Origin of the sequence: Streptomyces sp. NPDC101160 (assembly GCF_044768205.1) — a bacterium.
In the GTDB taxonomy this organism is placed as follows: domain Bacteria; phylum Actinomycetota; class Actinomycetes; order Streptomycetales; family Streptomycetaceae; genus Streptomyces.
Map to the genome: position 1 here is coordinate 674,222 of NZ_JBIWPJ010000002.1, position 16,145 is coordinate 690,366.

The following is a 16,145-nucleotide window of genomic DNA, read 5'->3' on the forward strand; positions in this document are numbered from 1 at the left end:
GTGCCTTCCTCGCCGGGCCCGCGGTGCGCGTGTCGACCGGATCTCCAGCCCGCTCCGAGGTGCCTCTCCCAGCGTGACCGCAGCCGTCGCGCGGAGGAGGATGCCATGACCGCACGGGAACGGGTCGCCGAGCTGCACGAGATCCGGGAGCGGATCCTGCGGGGCCCCGATGACAAGGCCACCGAGGCGCAACACGCCAAGGGCAAGCTGACCGCGCGCGAGCGCATCGGACTGCTCCTGGACGAGGGTTCCTTCCACGAGGTCGAGCCGCTGCGCCGGCACCGCGCGCAGGGCTTCGGCCTGGAGGCGAAGCGGCCCTACACCGACGGGGTGATCGTCGGCTGGGGCACCGTGCACGGGCGGACGGTGTTCGTGTACGCCCACGACTTCCGGATCTTCGGCGGCGCGCTCGGCGAGGCGCACGCGCAGAAGATCCACAAGATCATGGACATGGCCATCGCGGCCGGTGCGCCGCTGGTCTCGCTGAACGACGGCGCCGGCGCCCGCATCCAGGAGGGGGTCACCGCCCTCGCCGGCTACGGCGGCATCTTCCAGCGCAACACCAGGGCGTCCGGCGTCATCCCGCAGATCAGCGTGATGCTCGGCCCGTGCGCGGGCGGCGCGGCGTACTCGCCGGCGCTGACCGACTTCGTGTTCATGGTCCGCGAGACCTCGCAGATGTTCATCACCGGCCCGGACGTCGTCCAGGCGGTGACCGGCGAGAAGATCTCCCAGAACGGGCTCGGCGGCGCCGACGTCCACTCCTCGGTCTCGGGGGTGTCCCACTTCGTCCACGACGACGAGCAGTCCTGCATCGACGAGGTGCGCTACCTGCTGTCGCTGCTGCCGCAGAACAACCGGGAGGCGCCCCCGGCCGGGCCGGCCGGCGACCCCGTCGAGCGCCGCAACGACTCGCTGCTCGACCTGGTGCCCGCCGACGGCAACCGCCCGTACGACATGCGGGCGGTGATCGAGGAGGTCGTCGACGACGGGGAGTACCTGGAGGTCGGCGAGCACTGGGCGACCAACGTCATCTGCGCCCTCGCCCGGATCGACGGGCATGTCACCGGCCTGATCGCCAACCAGCCGCAGTCGCTGGCGGGCGTCCTTGACATCGACGCCTCGGACAAGGCCGCGCGCTTCGTCCAGACCTGCGACGCGTTCAACATCCCGCTGGTGACGCTGCTCGACGTGCCGGGCTTCCTGCCCGGCGTCGACCAGGAGCACGGCGGCATCATCCGGCACGGCGCCAAACTGCTGTACGCCTACTGCGCCGCGACCGTCCCGCGCATCTCGCTGATCCTGCGCAAGGCCTACGGCGGCGCCTACATCGTGATGGACTCACGCTCGATCGGCGCGGACCTGGCGTACGCCTGGCCGACCAACGAGATCGCCGTCATGGGCGCCGAGGGCGCGGCGAACGTGATCTTCCGGCGGGAGATCGCCGCGGCGGAGGACCCCGAGTCGATGCGGGCCCAGCGGATCAAGGAGTACCGCAACGAGCTGATGCACCCGTACTACGGGGCCGAGCGCGGTCTCGTCGACGACGTCATCGACCCCGCCGAGACCCGTGCCGTACTGGCCGCCGGACTCGCCATGCTCCGCGCCAAGCACGCGGACCTGCCCAGCCGCAAACACGGCAACCAGCCCATGTGAGGAGACGCCCGACGATGTTCGACCTCCGCATCGAACGCGGCACACCCACCGCCGAGGAACTCGCCGCGCTCACCGCCGTACTGGCCGCCCGCCTCGCCGCCGCCGGCCCGCCGAACGAACCCACGCGCCTGCCGGTCCCCCGCCCGGCGGAGTACCTGTCTCCCCTGAGCTGGCAGCGCGCGGCCTGAGTTCGACTTGAGCGCCTGGTGCGAGGCTGGCGCGGATCCATCGGACCCCACCAGCCACGCACCAAGGAGGAGGAACCATGTCGTCCGCCACCGAGCGCTCCCTGGCCGGCTTCCTGCGGCAGCTCGCGATCCTCGGGGTGATGTACGGCTTCATGCCGCCCGCTCCGGTCCTGGCCCAGCTGCTGAGCCCCCAGGACGAGGCAACGGTACGCCGTCCGCCCGCGGCGGCGCACCCCGAGAAGGTCGTCGACGACCGCCCGCTCAGCGAGGCCGAACTGGGCTTGTCGCGGCAGCTGCGCCGGGTGCGGATGCTGTCCCGGCTGAAGGGCTGGTGAACGGAGGCGGACGCGGTCTCCCGGACTTCGAGCCGGGCTTGAGCGAGGGCACACACGCTCGACTGGTGCAGGGAGACCGGACGTAGAGGAGTTGTGTGGTGGCCAGAGCTGCTGATTTCACCGACCTGCTGCTTCGCCGGGGCGCGGAGCTGGCGGACCGCGAGGCGTACCGCCTCACCGGGGACGGCGACGACGTCATGGTCACCTACGGCCGGCTGGACCGTACGGCGAAGGGGATCGCCTCCCGGCTCCGGCAGCACCGGCCGGCCGGGTCGCCGGTGGTGCTCTGCCACGGCGACAACGCCGGTTTCCTGCCCGCCTTCCTGGGCTGCCTGTACGCCGGGGCGATCCCTGTGCCCGCACCCGCCCCGAGCGGCACCCGGCAGTCGGTCGAACGGCTGGTCGGCATCCTCAAGGACGCCGCCGCCGCGCTCGTGCTCACCGACACCCGGCACGCGCCGGCGGTCTCCCAGCTGCTCGCGGCGGCCGGCCAGTCGCACATCCCGTGCCTGGCGACCGACCGCCAGGATCTGGGCGACCCGGACAGCTGGGAACGCCCCGTCGTCCCGCCCGACCAGCCGGCGTTGCTGCAGTACACGTCCGGCTCGGTCAGCCGGCCCAAGGGCGTCGTGGTCAGCCACGCCCAGCTGCTCGCCAACCAGCGGGCCATCCAGCGCGCCCTCGGCACCGGCGAGGACTCCCGGTTCGGCGGCTGGCTGCCGTTCCACCACGACATGGGCCTGATCGGCCTGCTGCTGCACCCGCTGTTCCTCGGCGCCTCGACCGTGCTGATGCCGCCGCGCGCCTTCGCCCTGCGACCGCTCCGCTGGCTGCAGATGATCGACCGGTACGGCGTCACGGTCTCCGGCGCGCCCGACTTCGCCTACCGGCTGTGTGTCGAGCGGGTCACCGATCAGCAGGTGGCCGAACTCGACCTCACGCGCTGGGAGACGGCCGTCAGCGGCGCGGAGTCCGTCCGGGCCGACACCCTGGATGACTTCGCCGCGCGGTTCGCCCCGGCCGGCCTGCGCCCGGAGGCCCTGCGTCCCGGATACGGCCTGGCCGAGGCCACCCTGCTGGTGGCGGTCGGCGGCTCCGGCCCACGACCGGCCCGGCGCACCGTGGACGCCGCCGCCCTGGCCGACAACCGGATCGAGCCGCCGGTGCCCGGCCGGCCGTCCCGCACCTTCGTTCCCGTCGGCCCGGTCATCGACGAGGTGGAGGCGCTGATCGTCCACCCGGAGACGCTGTGTCCCCTGCCGGAGGGCGAGGTCGGCGAGATCTGGCTGCGTGGGAGCAGCGTGGCCGGCGGGTACTGGAACCGCCCCCTGGAGAGTGCCGAGCTCTTCCGGGCCGCACCGGACGGGGCCGGCCCGGAGGAGGACGGCTATCTGCGCACGGGCGACATGGGCTTCCTCGACGACGGCGAGCTGTTCGTCGCCGGCCGGCTCAAGGAGGTGCTGGTCGTCGCCGGGCGCAACCTCTACCCGCAGGACATCGAGCAGCAGGTGCAGAGGCTCAGCGTGCTGTTCGGATCGGCGGCCGCCTTCGCGGTGGGGGAGGAGCAGGACCAGGTCGTCGTGGTCCAGGAGGTGCGGACCAGCACGCGCGGCGGGGCCGAGGAACTGCCCGCGCTGGCCGACACCGTACGGAGCTGCGTGGCCGAGGAGTTCGGCATCGCCGTGCAGCATGTGCTGCTGGTGAGGCCCGGCACCGTACGGCGCACCACCAGCGGCAAGCTGCGGCGCACCGCGATGCGTCAGCTGTTCCTCAGCGGCCGGATCAAGCCGCTGCACGCCGTGGCCTCCGGCCCTGCGGCCGCGGTCGGCCGGCCGGGCCGTCCCTGAAGCCGGGAGCGGGCAGCCGTGGGCGAGCAGGAGCAGGAGGTACGGCGACGGGTCGCCGAGCTGGAGCGCGGATTCGGGGATCCCGCCGACGCGGACAACCCGGTCGGCGTCGCCGCGTTCGTCGCCGCCGACATCCGCGGGAAGCCCCTCGCGGCGGCCGAGCGGCTGCTCGAACGGTACGGACTGAACGCCGAGTTCGTACCCCGTGACCTCGGCGGCCGGCTGACCGGACTCGACACCCTCGCCCGGGTGACGCGGGTGGTCTTCCGGCGCGACGCCGCCCTCGGCCTCGGCCACGGCATCACGAGCTTCCTCGCCGCGGTGGTGGTCTGGGCGGCCGGCAGCCCGGAGCAGCGGCGCACCGTGGCCCGCCTGTTGCTCACCGGGCGCCATCTCGTTTCCGCCTACCCGGAGCTGGCGGCCGGCAGCAGCTTCCTGTCCAACGAGCTGACCGCCACCGCCGACGGCGCAGGCGACGCACCCGGCGGCTTCCGGCTCAGCGGACGCAAGGAGGCGCTCAACAACGTCGAACGCGCCGCCGCCCTGGTCCTGTTCGCCCGCACCGGCACCGGCCGGCACAGTCACTCCGCGCTGCTGGTGGAACGGGACGCGCTGCCCGCGGGCCGCGTCACCGCGCTTCCCCGGCACCGGACCTCGGGCATCCGTGGCTGCCAGGTGGCGGGCGTCGAGTTCGGCGACTGTCCGGTGCCGGCCGACGCGCTGGTCGGCGAGCCCGGACACGGACTGGAACTCGTCCTGCGGATCTTCTCCGTGACCCGCGGCGTCGGCCCCTCCGCGGCCCTCGGCTGCGCGGACACCGCACTGCGCACGGCGGTCGCCTGCGCCGTGGACCGCGGCGTGGTGGGCGACGCCGCCGACGACGTCACCGGCCCGCAGCGCCTCTCGCACGCCAGGAGCACCCTGACCGGTGCCTTCGTCGACCTGCTGCTGTGCGACTGCCTGGCACTGGTGGCGACACGCGCGGTCCATCTGGTCCCGGAGGACGCCGGACTGTACGCGGCGGCCGTCAAGTACCTGCTGCCGCAACTGCTCACCGACACCTCCTACGAGCTGTCGACCCTGCTGGGCGCCGACTTCCACGCCCGGAACGGCGCGTACGCCGCGTTCCGCAAGAACGTGCGCGACCTGCCGATGATCGGGCTCGGCGCGGCCGGCTCGGCGGCCTGCCGGGCCACGGTGATCCCCCAACTGCCCCGCCTCGCCCGCACCGTGTGGTGCGCGTCCGCCGCCACGACCGTGGACGGTCTGTTCCGGCTGGAGGCCGACGGGCTGCCCCCGCTGGATCTCGGCCGGCTCAGCCCGGCGGCCGGCGGCGACCCGCTGGCCGCCTCACTGGCGCTCGCCGCCGACGCCCCGGCCCCCGAAGGCGACCGGCCCGCCGAACTCGTCCGGCTGCTCGCGGGGGAACTCGCCCTGCTCCGGGACGGCTGCGCGGGGCTCGACCGGGACGGCCGCTCCGCGCTCGGCGACCCGCGCGGCCACGCCCTGGCCGAACGCTACGCGCTGATCCTGGTCGGCGCCGCCTGCCTCGGCGTCTGGCGCCACCAGCAGTCGGCGGGCACCGGTTTCCTGGCCCGCCCGGAGTGGCTGGAGGCGGCGCTCGCCCGGGTGCTGCGGCGCCTCGGCACCGCCCTGCCGAAGGCCACCCCGGACCACGAGGAACCGCTGCTCGCCGAGGTCCTGGCGAGGTACCGCGAGCACCGCAGCTACGACCTCTACGACACACCGCTGGCCGGTGCCCCCGGCGCACCCGGAGCATCCGGAGCAGATCAAGAGGCACGAGAGGGAGGGGAAGAACGATGACTCACCGGACGCGGCACCGGCCGCACCTGGTGCTCACCGCGCTGGACGGTACCGAGCACGAACTGCACGCATGGCTGGGGGCGCGGCTCCTGACGGGCGCGCCGCCCGGAAGCCGCGGGGACGACGCCGGCCGGCCGCTGCTCGACTTCGGAATGGACTCCGTACGGCTGCTCGGCCTGATCGGCGCGCTCGACGAGGTCTTCGGCCTTGAGCTGGATCCGGACGAAATCTACGCGTCGGAGACGGTGGGGGAGCTGGCCGCATACCTCGCGGACCGGGCGTCCGCCGCGGCCCGCGGCGGGCGGGCCGCGTCATGACGGCCGGCACCACCACCGCCGGCACGGTCACCGGCGGCACGGTCACACCGAGGCTGCGCCTCGCCCTGCTCGGCGTCAGCGGAATGACACCGGAACTGCTCGACGGCGAGGCGCCCGAGGGGCCCGCGGAGTACGACGGCGCCGCGGAGCACGACGGCGCTCTGGACGAGGAGCTCCAGCTGGTGGACGACCTCGACTTCGACTCCGTGATGCTCCTCGAACTCAAGTGCCAGCTGGAGCGGCGGTTCCCCGAACTGGGCGAACTGTCGATGCCGGAGATCCTGCCCGAGCTGCGCACCGTCGGCTCGATCCTCGGACTCCTCACCCGGCGGCTCGCCGCGGTCGGGGCGGTCTGAATGGTCTCCTCACTCGACCCGGCGACCGACCCGCGGATCCGGCGCGTGTTCGCCCGTCCGATCCAGGTGCGCGGACCGGACGGCCCCTGGGCGGAGGTGCGCGAGGCGGTCTCCCGGCACGGCAGCGCGCTCGTGCACGCCCGGCTGGACGACTGGCTGCCCGCCGACCTCGGCGACCCCGCCCTGCCCGAGCGGCTCGGACCGGACCACGCCCGTTTCCGGCGCATGCGGCACCCGATGGTGAAGGCGCGGTTCGTGGCCTCCCGGCTGATGCTCAAACACACCGCAGGAGCGGTCCTCGGTGAGCCGCCAGGGGCGCTGGAACTGGCCTACAAGCTGGGCGGACGCCCGTACCTGCGCGGTCACGAACAGCTCGACATCAGCCTGACGCACACCGCCGACCTGATCGTGGTCGGACTCACCCGGCGGGGCTGGATCGGAGTCGACGCCGAGCTGAACGACCGCCGCATGACCGGCCTCGGCACCGAGGCCCAGATGTGCACCCGGCACGAGCTGGCCGAGCTCGCGAAGCTCCCCGAGGACGCGCGCAACCGCGCCCTCGTCCGGCTGTGGACCCTGAAGGAGGCGTACAGCAAGGCGATCGGCCAGGGCATGCGGTTCCGCTTCACCGAGTTCGGCTTCGGGCCGCAGGACCGTCAGGCACGGGAGGTACTGCTCCCGGACGGCTCGCCCGGCACCGGCGACGAGTGGAGTTTCCACACCTGCGAGGTGCGGGGGCGCTACACGATCAGCGTCGCCCTGTACGACTCCGGATTCGGCGAGGGCGGTGACGGTCTCGACGCCCTGCGCGTGTCCGGCGGGCTGCTGGCGGAGTTGTTGACGGGTCCATCATCCGGCGATCGGCCGGAATCCACCAGTGCGGAGTTCACGCCCGCCACGTGAAGATCTCACCTTCGTCCGCAGGCGCACACTCCTGTCCGACTCCTGAAGATCTCACTGTTCGCGGCACGCTCCCCGTGCCAAGATCCGAAATGACCGGACGCACCCGCAGCCCGGCATTCGCGGAAAGAGACGGGGGAGCCACGAATGGAAATTCAGGTCCTTGGCCCACTGACCGCTGCCGTCTCCGGAGGGTCCATCGTCCCGACGGCCGCCAAGCCGCGTCAGATCCTCGCGCTGCTCGCGCTGAACGCCAACCGGGTCGTGTCGGTGGCGCAGTTGATGGAGGAGCTGTGGGGTGCGGACCTGCCCCGCAGCGCCGCCACCACGCTGCAGACCTACATCCTCCAGCTGCGCCGCATGCTGCGTGCCGCCGCCGCCCGCAGCGGGGTGCCCGGCAGTGCCGAGCACGTGCTGGCCACCCGGCACGGCGGATACGTGCTGGAGGTGGCACCCTCCGCGGTCGACGCGAACGAGTTCGACCGGCTGACCGCCGCCGGCCACGCCGCGTTCGGCGCGGGCGACATGGAGCGCGCCTCCGCCCTGCTCGGCGCGGCCTCCGCGCTGTGGCGCGGCTCGGTCCTGGTCGACGTACGGCACGGATCCCAGCTGCGCATCGAGGCCACCCGCCTGGAGGAGTCCCGGATCGGTGTCCTTGAACGGCGGATCCGCGCCGACCTGCGGCTCGGCAGGCACCACGAGGTGATCGGCGAACTGTCCGCGCTGACCGGACACCACCCGCTGGACGAGGCGCTCCACGCGCACCTGATCGTCGCGCTCTACCGGGCCGGCCGCGCACCCCGGGCGCTCGGGGTGTACCGCCAGTTGCGCGAGACGCTGATCGAGGAGATCGGCCTGGAGCCGTCCGCCGTGCTCCAGCACCTCCAGCGGGCCATCCTGCGCGGCGAGCCGGTCGACGACTACGGCCTGGAGGGCACGGCACCCGCCGTGCCGGCCCGGGGCAGCCTCGCCGGCTGAGCCGGCGCGGACACCGAAGAGCCCTCCGATCGCCACGCCGAAGACCCCTTCGATCGCTTCTCCAGTTCATGTCCAGTGACCTTCCAGAGTCCTTGGCCACCATCGTCGGGCACTGCCTTCCGGTGGTGCCGACGGGGCGAAGGAGGCCGCGTGAACCGGTATTTCGCAGCCAGACCGCGGGACGGGGCGCCACTCCGGCTGTTCTGCTTCCACCACGCCGGGGCCGGGGCGATGGCCTTCGCCGGCTGGGCCGGCCGGATCGGCCCCCAGGTCTCGGTGGTACCGGTCCGGCTGCCGGGCCGGGAGAGCCGGCTCGGCGAAGCCCGGATCACCGATGTCGCCCCGCTCTTCGACGAGCTCGACGAGCACCTCGGCCCGCTCCTCGAACAGGGCCCGTACGCCTTCTACGGCCACAGCCTGGGCGCCCTGGTCGCCTACCGTTTCGCCGAGCACCGGATCGGCTCCGGACGACAGGCGCCCGTCGGCGTGGTGGTCGGCGCCTGTATGCCGCCCGACCTGCCCAATCCGCTGATCGGGGCCGGCCACCTGGACGACGAGGCGCTGCTGGCCCTGCTGTCGTCCTTCGGCGGGGTGCCCGAGGAACTCCTCGCCCGCCCCAAGTGGCTGCGCGAGATGCTCGCCACCACCCGTGCCGACCTCCGCCTCGGCCGGGCGCTGCGCGAGGGGGCCCGTACCCCGTTGCCGTGCCCGATCTGGGCGTTCGCCGGGGAGAGCGACCGGGTGGCCACCCCGGGCGCCGTCGCCCAGTGGGAGCGCTGGACCACCTCGTCCTTCCACTTCCGCACCCTGGCCGGCGGCCACTTCTTCGTCCGCGACGACGAACTCCCCCGCGTGCTGGGCGAACTGCTCGCCGAGGAGCATCTGTTCGCCGTCGTCGACTGACCCCGGCACCACCGCGAACCTCGAAGGGAGAAGGCGATATGGATATCGGCCTGCTCGGCCCGCTACGGGTCGACCAGTCGGGGGTGTCCGTCGTGCCGACGGCCGCCAAGCCGCGCAAGGTGCTGGCCCTGCTGGCCTGCCGGGCGGACCGGCTGGTGTCCGTGGAGTCACTGATCGAGGAGGTCTGGGGCGAGGACCCGCCGCGCAGCGTCCAGACCACCCTGCAGACGTACGTGCTGCAGCTGCGTGGCTGCATCTCCGCCGCGCTGAACGGGCAGCTGCCCCCCGATCTGCCGCTCGGCTCCAAGAGCGTGCTGGTCACCGAGCCCGGCGGCTATCTGCTCGACACCCAGGGCGGCACGCTGGACAGCGCCGAGTTCGACCGGCTCGCCCGGCGCGGACACGCCGCGATGGAGACCGGTGACTGCGCGACCGCCTCCGCCGTCTTCCGGCAGGCGCTGGCGCTGTCCCGCGGGCCCGCCCTGGTCGACGTGCAGTGCGGCCCGCTCCTCGAGGCCGAGGCGCGCGCCCTGGAGGAGTCCCGGCTGAGCATCCTCGGCCGGCGCATCGAGGCCGACCTGCGGCTCGGGCGCCATCACGAACTCCTCGGCGAACTGGCGGGACTCTGCGCCCAGTACCCCCTGCACGAGGGCCTCCAGGCGCAGCTGATGATCGCGCTGTACCGGGCCGGACGCCGCAGCACCGCCCTGGAGACCTATCAGCGCCTGCGCACCCTGCTCAGCCGCGAGCTCGGACTCGATCCCTCCCCCGAACTGCGCGAGTTGCAGAGCGCCCTGCTGGCGGCCGACCCGGCCCTCGCCGCGCCTCCGCAGACCCCCGCCTCCACCCGGCTGCTGCGGGCCATCTGACGTCCGTCCGATCCCGTTCCCACCCTCAGGAAGGTGCCCGATGAACGCGTTCACCCTGCCCGAGCTGATCGAGAAGCTGCGCGAGTGCGCCGGCGACAGCGACACCTACGACCTCGACACCGACGACGTCAACGACGTCCCGTTCCTCGAGCTCGGCTACGACTCCCTCGCCCTGCTCCAGGTCACCGGAGTCCTCGACCGGGAGCTCGGGATCGAACTGTCCGACGACGAGGTGGCCGCCGTCGAGACCCCCCGGCTGTTCCTCGGCCTCGTCAACGACGCTCTCGGTCTGCGAGCCGCGTGATGCCGTACGCAGCGATCACCTACCGGGTCAAGCCCGGCCACGAGGACGAGATAGCGGCGGTCTTCGCGGACTTCCAGCGGGTCGACACCCCTGACTACACCGCCGAGGACGGACGTGCCGCCGGGCGGCTGCTCGGCACCGGGGTGTTCGTCAAGGACGACGTCCTCGTCCGGGTCATCCACTACGAGGGCGACTTCGCCGCGATCGGCCGGCACATGGCGGCCCAGCGCGGAGTGCACCTGCTGGAGGAGCGGCTGGCCCCGTACCTCGCCGAGGAGCGGGACACCACCAGCGCCGAGGGCTTCGCGGCGTACTTCCGTGCCGCCGTCATGCGGCCCATCGCCCAGCTCACCGTGGACACCCATCCGGCCCGGCGCTGAGGGACGGCCCATGACCACGGTACTGGGCGTGCTGGCGCTGCTCGGCAGCGGCGTCACCGCCGGAGTGCTGTTCGCCGTCGCGCTGAGCGTCCTGCCGGCGCTCTTCGCGATGCCGGCCAGCACCTACGTCTACGCGCACCAGCTGCTGGGCCGGAACTGGGACCCGACCATGCCGGTCATCGTCCTCGGCTCGACGCTGGCGGACATCCTGTGGGCGGTGTCCGGTGACGGGGGAGTGCCGGCCGCGGCGGCGGCCGTGCTGCTGCTCGGGGTCTCCGCCGTGTCCCACCTGTGCAACGTGCCGATCAACCGCCGGGTCAAGGCCGTCACCGACCCGGAACGGCTGCCCGCCGACTGGACGGACCCGCGCCCGCTGTGGCGGCGCTGGCACCTGCTGCGGTGCGCCCTCGCCGTGGTGGCGCTCGCCCTCAACAGCGTGGCGGCCCTGCACGGTTGACGGATCGGGCCGGCTCCCCGGGGAGGGGGGCCGGCCCGATCCGCGCGTACGGTCAGGACGCCGCGGGCACGTCCCGTACCGAGATCTGTGCCACCGTGCGCAGCAGGCTGCGCCGGAAGGTCGCGACGAAGCCCTCGACGGTGTCGGTGTCCCGGGGCCGGGTCAGGTACGGCTTCAGCTTCCGCTCCACCTCGCGCACCCCCGGCTGGGACGCCATGTGACGCGCCACCGCGTCCAGGTCGCCCTCGTACTCGATGACCCGCACCAGGGTGTCGTCCCGGAGGAAGACGGCCGTGGCGAGGATGCGGCCGGCGTCCTGCCCGCCCGCGTCACGGACCCGGTCGGACTTCACTCGGCGGAAGTCCCCGAAGATCTCGGCGAGTTCGGCCTCGCAGCCGGGCTTGATGTCGTAGGTCAGGGCGGCGAAGGGCATGGGATCGCTCCACAGGTCGGCACACAGGACGCCACGATGCCAGCACCCGCGACTCGCGTTCGCCTCAAGTCCGTTGTCTGGACGCGTACTTGAGCCGGTCTCCAGGTTGCCCGGGGACAGTCTGGCGTGTCGGTGTCGGCACCCTATCCGCAGGAGGACAGCAGTGCACCGCACCCTGATCGTCGCCCGGCTGAAGCCGGGCAAGGCCGATGACATCGCGAGCATCTTCGGTGACTCCGACGCGACCGAGCTGCCCCACCTGGTCGGTGTCTCCCGACGCACCCTGTTCCGCTTCCACGACCTGTACTTCCACCTGGTCGAGGCGGACCAGGACATCTCGCCGGACCTCTACAAGGCCCGCAGCCACCCGCTCTACCAGGACATCAACACCCGTCTCGCGGCCTGCGTGAGCCCGTACGACCCGGACTGGAAGGAGCCCAAGGACGCCATGGCGACCCCGTTCTACGTGTGGACCAAGGATGAGGGGCGGATCCAGTGACCGACACCGACCGCACCGCCGGCACCCGTACGGTGAAGGTCTCCGCCGGAGAGGTGGAGCCCAACACCAGGCGCGGCGGCGACATCCGGGTGACCCTCAGCCCGAAGACCGTCGGCTGCACCTCCGGCTTCGGCGGCACGCTCACCCTGGTACCCGGCGACCACATCACCGAGCACTACCACCCGTACTCCGAGGAGTTCCTCCACGTCACCACCGGTGAACTGGAGATGACCCTGGACGGCCGGCCGGTGCGGCTGACGGCCGGGGACTCCCTGCTGGTCCCGATCGGCGTGCGCCACCGCCTGGTGAACACCGGCACCGGCACGGCCAGGTGCGTCTTCCACCTGTCCCCGCTGGCGCCGCGCCCCGAGCTCGGGCACGTCGACACCGAAGGCGTCCAGCACCCGGAGGCGGCCAACCCGCGGGTGGGTGGCGGCACGTGAGCGGCGGCGGTGAGCGCCGGGCGGTGATCACCGGCATCGGCGTGGTGGCGCCCGGCGGCGTCGGCAGGGAGGCGTTCTGGCAGCTGCTCACCGAGGGCCGCACCGCGACCCGGCGGCTCAGCCTCTTCGACCCCGCCAAGTTCCGCTCCCAGGTCGCCGCCGAGGTGGACTTCGACCCGGCCGGCGCCGGTCTGACCGCCAGGGAGATCCGGCGCATGGACCGCGCCGCCCAGTTCGCCGTGGTGTCCGCCCGCGAGGCCATCGCCGACAGCGGACTCGACCTGACCGCCGTACGCCCCGAGCGGATCGCGGTCGGCCTCGGCAGCGCCGTCGGCTGCACCATGGGCCTGGAGGAGGAGTACACCGTCCTCAGCGACCAGGGCCGCAACTGGCTGGTCGACCACGAGTACGGCGTTCCGCACCTGTACGGCTACATGGTGCCCTCCACCCTCGCGGTCGAGGTGGCCTGGGCCGCCGGCGCGGAGGGCCCGGTCTCCCTCGTCTCCACCGGCTGCACCTCCGGCATCGACGCCGTGGCGCACGCCGTCCAGCTGATCGAGGAGGGCAGCGCCGACGTGGCGCTGGCCGGTGCCACCGACGCACCCATCTCCCCGATCAGCGCGGCCTGCTTCGACGCCATCCGGGCCACCACCGCCCGCAACGACGACCCGGAGCACGCCTCCCGGCCGTTCGACCGCGACCGCGCCGGGTTCGTGCTCGGCGAGGGCTCCGCCGTCCTGGTGCTGGAGGAGAAGACGGCCGCCGAGGCGCGCGGCGCCCATGTCTACGGCGAGATCGTCGGCAGCGCTGGGCGCAGCAACGCGCACCACATGACCGGCCTGAAGCCGGACGGCCGCGAGATGGCGGAGGCCATCGGCATCGCCCTCGACCAGGCCCGCCTGGATCCGACGGCGGTCGGCTACGTCAACGCCCACGGCTCCGGCACCAAACAGAACGACCGGCACGAGACCGCCGCCTTCAAACGGGCCCTCGGGGACCACGCGTACCGCGTCCCGGTCAGCTCGATCAAGTCGATGATCGGGCACTCGCTGGGCGCCATCGGCTCCATCGAGGTGGCCGCCTGCGCGCTCGTGCTCGACCGGCAGGTGGTACCGCCGACCGCCAACCTGGAGAACCCCGACCCGACGTGCGACCTGGACTACGTCCCGCGCACCGCCCGCGAGCACCGCACCGACGTGGTGCTGACGGTCGGCAGCGGCTTCGGCGGGTTCCAGAGCGCGATGGTCCTGGCGCGGCCCGGGGCGGTCGCCCACGGGAGGAGCTGACCATGTCCAACGGGCACCGCCCGCCGGTGATCACCGGCATCGGCGTCACCGCGCCGACCGGGCTCGGCGTGGAGGCCCACTGGGCCGCCGTGCTGGCAGGGAAGTCCGGCATCGACCGGATCTCCCGGTTCGACCCCACGCCCTACCCGGTACGGCTCGCCGGCCAGGTGAGCGGTTTCAGCGCCGCCGACTCGGTGCCCAGCCGGGTCGCCCGCGAGACCGACCACTGGACCCACCTCGCCCTCGCCGCCGCCGAGGCCGCCCTGGCCGACGCCGGGGCCGACCCCGCCACGCTGCCCGAGTACGAGATGGCCGTGGTCACCGCCAGCTCCTCCGGCGGCACCGAGTTCGGCCAGCACGAGATGGAGGCGCTCTACCAGCACGAGCCCTCGTGGGTCGGCGCCTACCAGTCCATCGCCTGGTTCTACGCCGCGACCACCGGACAGCTGTCCATCCGGCACAAGATGCGCGGCCCCTGCGGCGTGCTCTGCGGCGAGCAGGCCGGCGGACTCGACGCCGTCGGCCAGGCCCGCCGGCTCACCCGGCGCGGCGCCCGGCTGGTGCTCACCGGCGGCACCGACGCCTCCCTGTGCCCGTACGGACTGAGCGCGCAGCTGTCCACCGGCAGGCTCTCCACCGTCACCGACCCGGCCCGCGCCTACCTGCCGTTCGACCGCTCGGCCGCCGGCTACCTGCCCGGCGAGGGCGGCGCGATCCTGGTGCTCGAGAGCGACGCCGGAGCCACCGAACGGGGTGCCGGACAGCGGTACGGCACCGTGCTCGGCTACGCCGCCGGCTTCGACCCGGCCCCCGGCTCCGACCGCCCCCCGGCCCTGCGGCGCACCATCGAGGCGGCGCTCGCGGACGCCTCCCTCAGCCCCGGTGACATCGACGTCGTCTTCGCCGACGGCGCCGGCACGCCCGCCGAGGACCTCGCCGAGGCCCGGGCGATCAGCGCGGTGTTCGGCCCGCGGGCCGTACCCGTCACGGCGCCCAAGGTGCTCACCGGCCGGCTGTACGGCGGCGGCGCGCCGCTGGACGTGGTCACCGCGCTGCTCGCGCTGCGCGACGGCGTCGTCCCGCACACCGCCGGCGTCGAGCAGCTCGCCCCCGGCTGCGACCTCGACCTGGTCACCGGCGAACCCCGCACCACACCGCTGCGCCGTGCCCTGGTCCTGGCCCGCGGCCACGGCGGCTTCAACTCAGCTGTCGTCCTCGGACGTTGACGAAAGGTTGGCGCACCCATGGCAGGCCACACCGACAACTCGATCCTCATCGACGCACCCCTGGAGACCGTCTGGGAGATCACCAACGACCTGGAGAACTGGCCGAACCTGTTCAGCGAGTACGCCGCCGCCGAGGTGCTGGAGCGCGACGGCGCCACCGTCACCTTCCGGCTCACCATGCACCCCGACGAGAACGGCACCGTGTGGAGCTGGGTCTCGCGCCGCACCCCCGACCCGAAGAGCCGCACGGTCGAGGCGTACCGGGTGGAGACCGGCCCGTTCGAGTTCATGGACATCCGCTGGGAGTACACCGAAGAGGACGGCGCGGTGCGGATGCGCTGGATCCAGGACTTCCACATGAAGCCGCAGGCCCCCGTGGACGACGCGGGCATGACGGAGCACCTCAACCGCAACACCGCCGTCCAGATGAAGCTGATCAAGGAGAAGGTCGAGGCCGCGGCCCGCCGGGAGCCGCGGTGACCGCAGTCCTCGCACCCCTGGTGGTGCTCCTCAACGGCCTGGGCGCGGGGGTCCTGCTCGGCACCCAGCTCGGCGGCTGGCCCCTGCTCGCCGCCCTGCCGCCCGACCGCTACGTCCACGCGCACGCCTTCTTCGCCACCCGCTACGACCCGGCGATGCCGATCTGCCTGCTCGGCACACTCGTCGGCGACCTGGTGCTGGCCGTCGGCGGCCGGCCGCCCGCGGCCCGGCTGCTGTACCTGACCGCCGCGCTGCTCGCCGCCGCCACCGTCACCATCTCGCTCGTCAAGAACGTCCCCATCAACCGCTGGATCCAGGGCGTCGACCCCGGCCGGCTCCCGGAGAACTTCGACGAGGTCGACCCGCGCCCCGTCTGGGGCCCCTGGAACCGGCGGCGCAGCGCGCTCGCCATCCTCGCCTTCGCCGCCAACTGCGGCGCACTGTCCGTCCTGCTCTGACGCACC

Annotated in this window: 21 protein-coding genes; 20 read left to right on the forward strand and 1 reads right to left on the reverse strand. The window is 73.0% G+C overall.

Going from position 1 to position 16,145, the window contains the following annotated elements; translation table 11 throughout:
• Positions 1-105 precede the first annotated feature (105 nt).
• The 14 genes from ACIRSU_RS08555 (at position 106) to ACIRSU_RS08620 (ending at position 11,314) form a co-directional block, all read left to right on the forward strand.
• A complete protein-coding gene (locus tag ACIRSU_RS08555) occupies positions 106-1,656 on the forward strand; it encodes an acyl-CoA carboxylase subunit beta (RefSeq protein WP_403789969.1) in 1,551 nt (516 codons plus the stop codon).
• A gap of 14 nt (positions 1,657-1,670) precedes the next feature.
• Positions 1,671-1,844 carry an acyl-CoA carboxylase epsilon subunit gene (locus tag ACIRSU_RS08560; RefSeq protein WP_403789970.1) on the forward strand — a complete coding sequence of 58 codons (174 nt, stop codon included), beginning with the start codon at positions 1,671-1,673 and terminating at the stop codon, positions 1,842-1,844.
• Between the two features lie 77 nt (positions 1,845-1,921).
• Positions 1,922-2,179, forward strand: coding sequence for a DUF6059 family protein (locus tag ACIRSU_RS08565; RefSeq protein WP_403789971.1), 258 nt, complete (start codon positions 1,922-1,924; stop codon positions 2,177-2,179).
• A gap of 98 nt (positions 2,180-2,277) precedes the next feature.
• A complete protein-coding gene (locus ACIRSU_RS08570; protein ID WP_403789972.1) occupies positions 2,278-4,026 on the forward strand; it encodes a fatty acyl-AMP ligase in 1,749 nt (582 codons plus the stop codon).
• Between the two features lie 18 nt (positions 4,027-4,044).
• The gene (locus ACIRSU_RS08575) at positions 4,045-5,850 is read left to right on the forward strand and encodes an acyl-CoA dehydrogenase (protein ID WP_403789973.1); all 1,806 of its coding nucleotides are present in this window, start codon (positions 4,045-4,047) and stop codon (positions 5,848-5,850) included.
• Positions 5,847-6,167 (forward strand): acyl carrier protein, encoded by a 321-nt coding sequence (locus tag ACIRSU_RS08580; RefSeq protein ID WP_403789974.1) that lies wholly within the window; start codon positions 5,847-5,849, stop codon positions 6,165-6,167. The genes ACIRSU_RS08575 and ACIRSU_RS08580 overlap by 4 nt, the downstream gene beginning before the upstream one ends.
• The gene (locus tag ACIRSU_RS08585) at positions 6,164-6,523 is read left to right on the forward strand and encodes a hypothetical protein (RefSeq protein WP_403789975.1); all 360 of its coding nucleotides are present in this window, start codon (positions 6,164-6,166) and stop codon (positions 6,521-6,523) included. The genes ACIRSU_RS08580 and ACIRSU_RS08585 overlap by 4 nt, the downstream gene beginning before the upstream one ends.
• Positions 6,524-7,426, forward strand: a complete 903-nt coding sequence (locus ACIRSU_RS08590; RefSeq protein WP_403789976.1) for a 4'-phosphopantetheinyl transferase family protein — start codon at positions 6,524-6,526, stop codon at positions 7,424-7,426.
• Positions 7,427-7,570: 144 nt separating this feature from the next.
• Positions 7,571-8,401 (forward strand): BTAD domain-containing putative transcriptional regulator, encoded by an 831-nt coding sequence (locus ACIRSU_RS08595; RefSeq protein WP_403789977.1) that lies wholly within the window; start codon positions 7,571-7,573, stop codon positions 8,399-8,401.
• Between the two features lie 150 nt (positions 8,402-8,551).
• Complete coding sequence (locus ACIRSU_RS08600; RefSeq protein ID WP_403789978.1) at positions 8,552-9,304, forward strand: thioesterase II family protein; 753 nt, start codon at positions 8,552-8,554, stop codon at positions 9,302-9,304.
• A 38-nt stretch (positions 9,305-9,342) separates the two neighbouring features.
• Positions 9,343-10,173, forward strand: coding sequence for a BTAD domain-containing putative transcriptional regulator (locus ACIRSU_RS08605; protein WP_403789979.1), 831 nt, complete (start codon positions 9,343-9,345; stop codon positions 10,171-10,173).
• 40 nt (positions 10,174-10,213) lie between these two features.
• On the forward strand, positions 10,214-10,477 hold the full coding sequence (locus ACIRSU_RS08610) for an acyl carrier protein (RefSeq protein WP_403789980.1): 264 nt from the start codon (positions 10,214-10,216) through the stop codon (positions 10,475-10,477).
• Positions 10,477-10,857, forward strand: coding sequence for a SchA/CurD-like domain-containing protein (locus tag ACIRSU_RS08615; RefSeq protein ID WP_403789981.1), 381 nt, complete (start codon positions 10,477-10,479; stop codon positions 10,855-10,857). The genes ACIRSU_RS08610 and ACIRSU_RS08615 overlap by 1 nt, the downstream gene beginning before the upstream one ends.
• A gap of 10 nt (positions 10,858-10,867) precedes the next feature.
• The gene (locus tag ACIRSU_RS08620) at positions 10,868-11,314 is read left to right on the forward strand and encodes a DUF1772 domain-containing protein (RefSeq protein ID WP_403789982.1); all 447 of its coding nucleotides are present in this window, start codon (positions 10,868-10,870) and stop codon (positions 11,312-11,314) included.
• A 52-nt stretch (positions 11,315-11,366) separates the two neighbouring features.
• Here ACIRSU_RS08620 and ACIRSU_RS08625 read toward each other — a convergent pair whose 3' ends face one another.
• Positions 11,367-11,747 carry a SchA/CurD-like domain-containing protein gene (locus tag ACIRSU_RS08625; protein ID WP_403789983.1) on the reverse strand — a complete coding sequence of 127 codons (381 nt, stop codon included), beginning with the start codon at positions 11,745-11,747 and terminating at the stop codon, positions 11,367-11,369.
• Between the two features lie 163 nt (positions 11,748-11,910).
• On the opposite strand from ACIRSU_RS08625, the gene ACIRSU_RS08630 reads away from it, so the two are divergent.
• The 6 genes from ACIRSU_RS08630 to ACIRSU_RS08655 are packed head-to-tail and all read left to right on the forward strand — an operon-like array spanning position 11,911 to position 16,139.
• A complete protein-coding gene (locus tag ACIRSU_RS08630; RefSeq protein WP_403789984.1) occupies positions 11,911-12,246 on the forward strand; it encodes a TcmI family type II polyketide cyclase in 336 nt (111 codons plus the stop codon).
• Complete coding sequence (locus ACIRSU_RS08635) at positions 12,243-12,689, forward strand: cupin domain-containing protein (RefSeq protein WP_403789985.1); 447 nt, start codon at positions 12,243-12,245, stop codon at positions 12,687-12,689. Before ACIRSU_RS08630 ends, ACIRSU_RS08635 begins: the two co-directional genes overlap by 4 nt.
• The gene (locus ACIRSU_RS08640; protein WP_403789986.1) at positions 12,686-13,975 is read left to right on the forward strand and encodes a beta-ketoacyl-[acyl-carrier-protein] synthase family protein; all 1,290 of its coding nucleotides are present in this window, start codon (positions 12,686-12,688) and stop codon (positions 13,973-13,975) included. Before ACIRSU_RS08635 ends, ACIRSU_RS08640 begins: the two co-directional genes overlap by 4 nt.
• Before the next feature lie 2 nt (positions 13,976-13,977).
• The gene (locus ACIRSU_RS08645; RefSeq protein ID WP_403789987.1) at positions 13,978-15,201 is read left to right on the forward strand and encodes a ketosynthase chain-length factor; all 1,224 of its coding nucleotides are present in this window, start codon (positions 13,978-13,980) and stop codon (positions 15,199-15,201) included.
• Positions 15,202-15,219: 18 nt separating this feature from the next.
• Positions 15,220-15,681 (forward strand): SRPBCC family protein, encoded by a 462-nt coding sequence (locus ACIRSU_RS08650; protein ID WP_403789988.1) that lies wholly within the window; start codon positions 15,220-15,222, stop codon positions 15,679-15,681.
• Complete coding sequence (locus ACIRSU_RS08655) at positions 15,678-16,139, forward strand: anthrone oxygenase family protein (RefSeq protein WP_403789989.1); 462 nt, start codon at positions 15,678-15,680, stop codon at positions 16,137-16,139. Before ACIRSU_RS08650 ends, ACIRSU_RS08655 begins: the two co-directional genes overlap by 4 nt.
• Positions 16,140-16,145: the final 6 nt, after the last annotated feature.

Bases quoted from the DNA above. Each gene is read 5' to 3' on its own strand.
- ACIRSU_RS08555 (WP_403789969.1), top strand. From the start codon at position 106: ATGACCGCACGGGAACGGGTCGCCGAGCTGCACGAGATCCGGGAGCGG.
- ACIRSU_RS08560 (WP_403789970.1), top strand. From the start codon at position 1,671: ATGTTCGACCTCCGCATCGAACGCGGCACACCCACCGCCGAGGAACTC.
- ACIRSU_RS08565 (WP_403789971.1), top strand. From the start codon at position 1,922: ATGTCGTCCGCCACCGAGCGCTCCCTGGCCGGCTTCCTGCGGCAGCTC.
- ACIRSU_RS08580 (WP_403789974.1), top strand. From the start codon at position 5,847: ATGACTCACCGGACGCGGCACCGGCCGCACCTGGTGCTCACCGCGCTG.
- ACIRSU_RS08585 (WP_403789975.1), top strand. From the start codon at position 6,164: ATGACGGCCGGCACCACCACCGCCGGCACGGTCACCGGCGGCACGGTC.
- ACIRSU_RS08590 (WP_403789976.1), top strand. From the start codon at position 6,524: ATGGTCTCCTCACTCGACCCGGCGACCGACCCGCGGATCCGGCGCGTG.
- ACIRSU_RS08595 (WP_403789977.1), top strand. From the start codon at position 7,571: ATGGAAATTCAGGTCCTTGGCCCACTGACCGCTGCCGTCTCCGGAGGG.
- ACIRSU_RS08605 (WP_403789979.1), top strand. From the start codon at position 9,343: ATGGATATCGGCCTGCTCGGCCCGCTACGGGTCGACCAGTCGGGGGTG.
- ACIRSU_RS08610 (WP_403789980.1), top strand. From the start codon at position 10,214: ATGAACGCGTTCACCCTGCCCGAGCTGATCGAGAAGCTGCGCGAGTGC.
- ACIRSU_RS08615 (WP_403789981.1), top strand. From the start codon at position 10,477: ATGCCGTACGCAGCGATCACCTACCGGGTCAAGCCCGGCCACGAGGAC.
- ACIRSU_RS08620 (WP_403789982.1), top strand. From the start codon at position 10,868: ATGACCACGGTACTGGGCGTGCTGGCGCTGCTCGGCAGCGGCGTCACC.
- ACIRSU_RS08625 (WP_403789983.1), bottom strand. From the start codon at position 11,747: ATGCCCTTCGCCGCCCTGACCTACGACATCAAGCCCGGCTGCGAGGCC.
- ACIRSU_RS08645 (WP_403789987.1), top strand. From the start codon at position 13,978: ATGTCCAACGGGCACCGCCCGCCGGTGATCACCGGCATCGGCGTCACC.
- ACIRSU_RS08650 (WP_403789988.1), top strand. From the start codon at position 15,220: ATGGCAGGCCACACCGACAACTCGATCCTCATCGACGCACCCCTGGAG.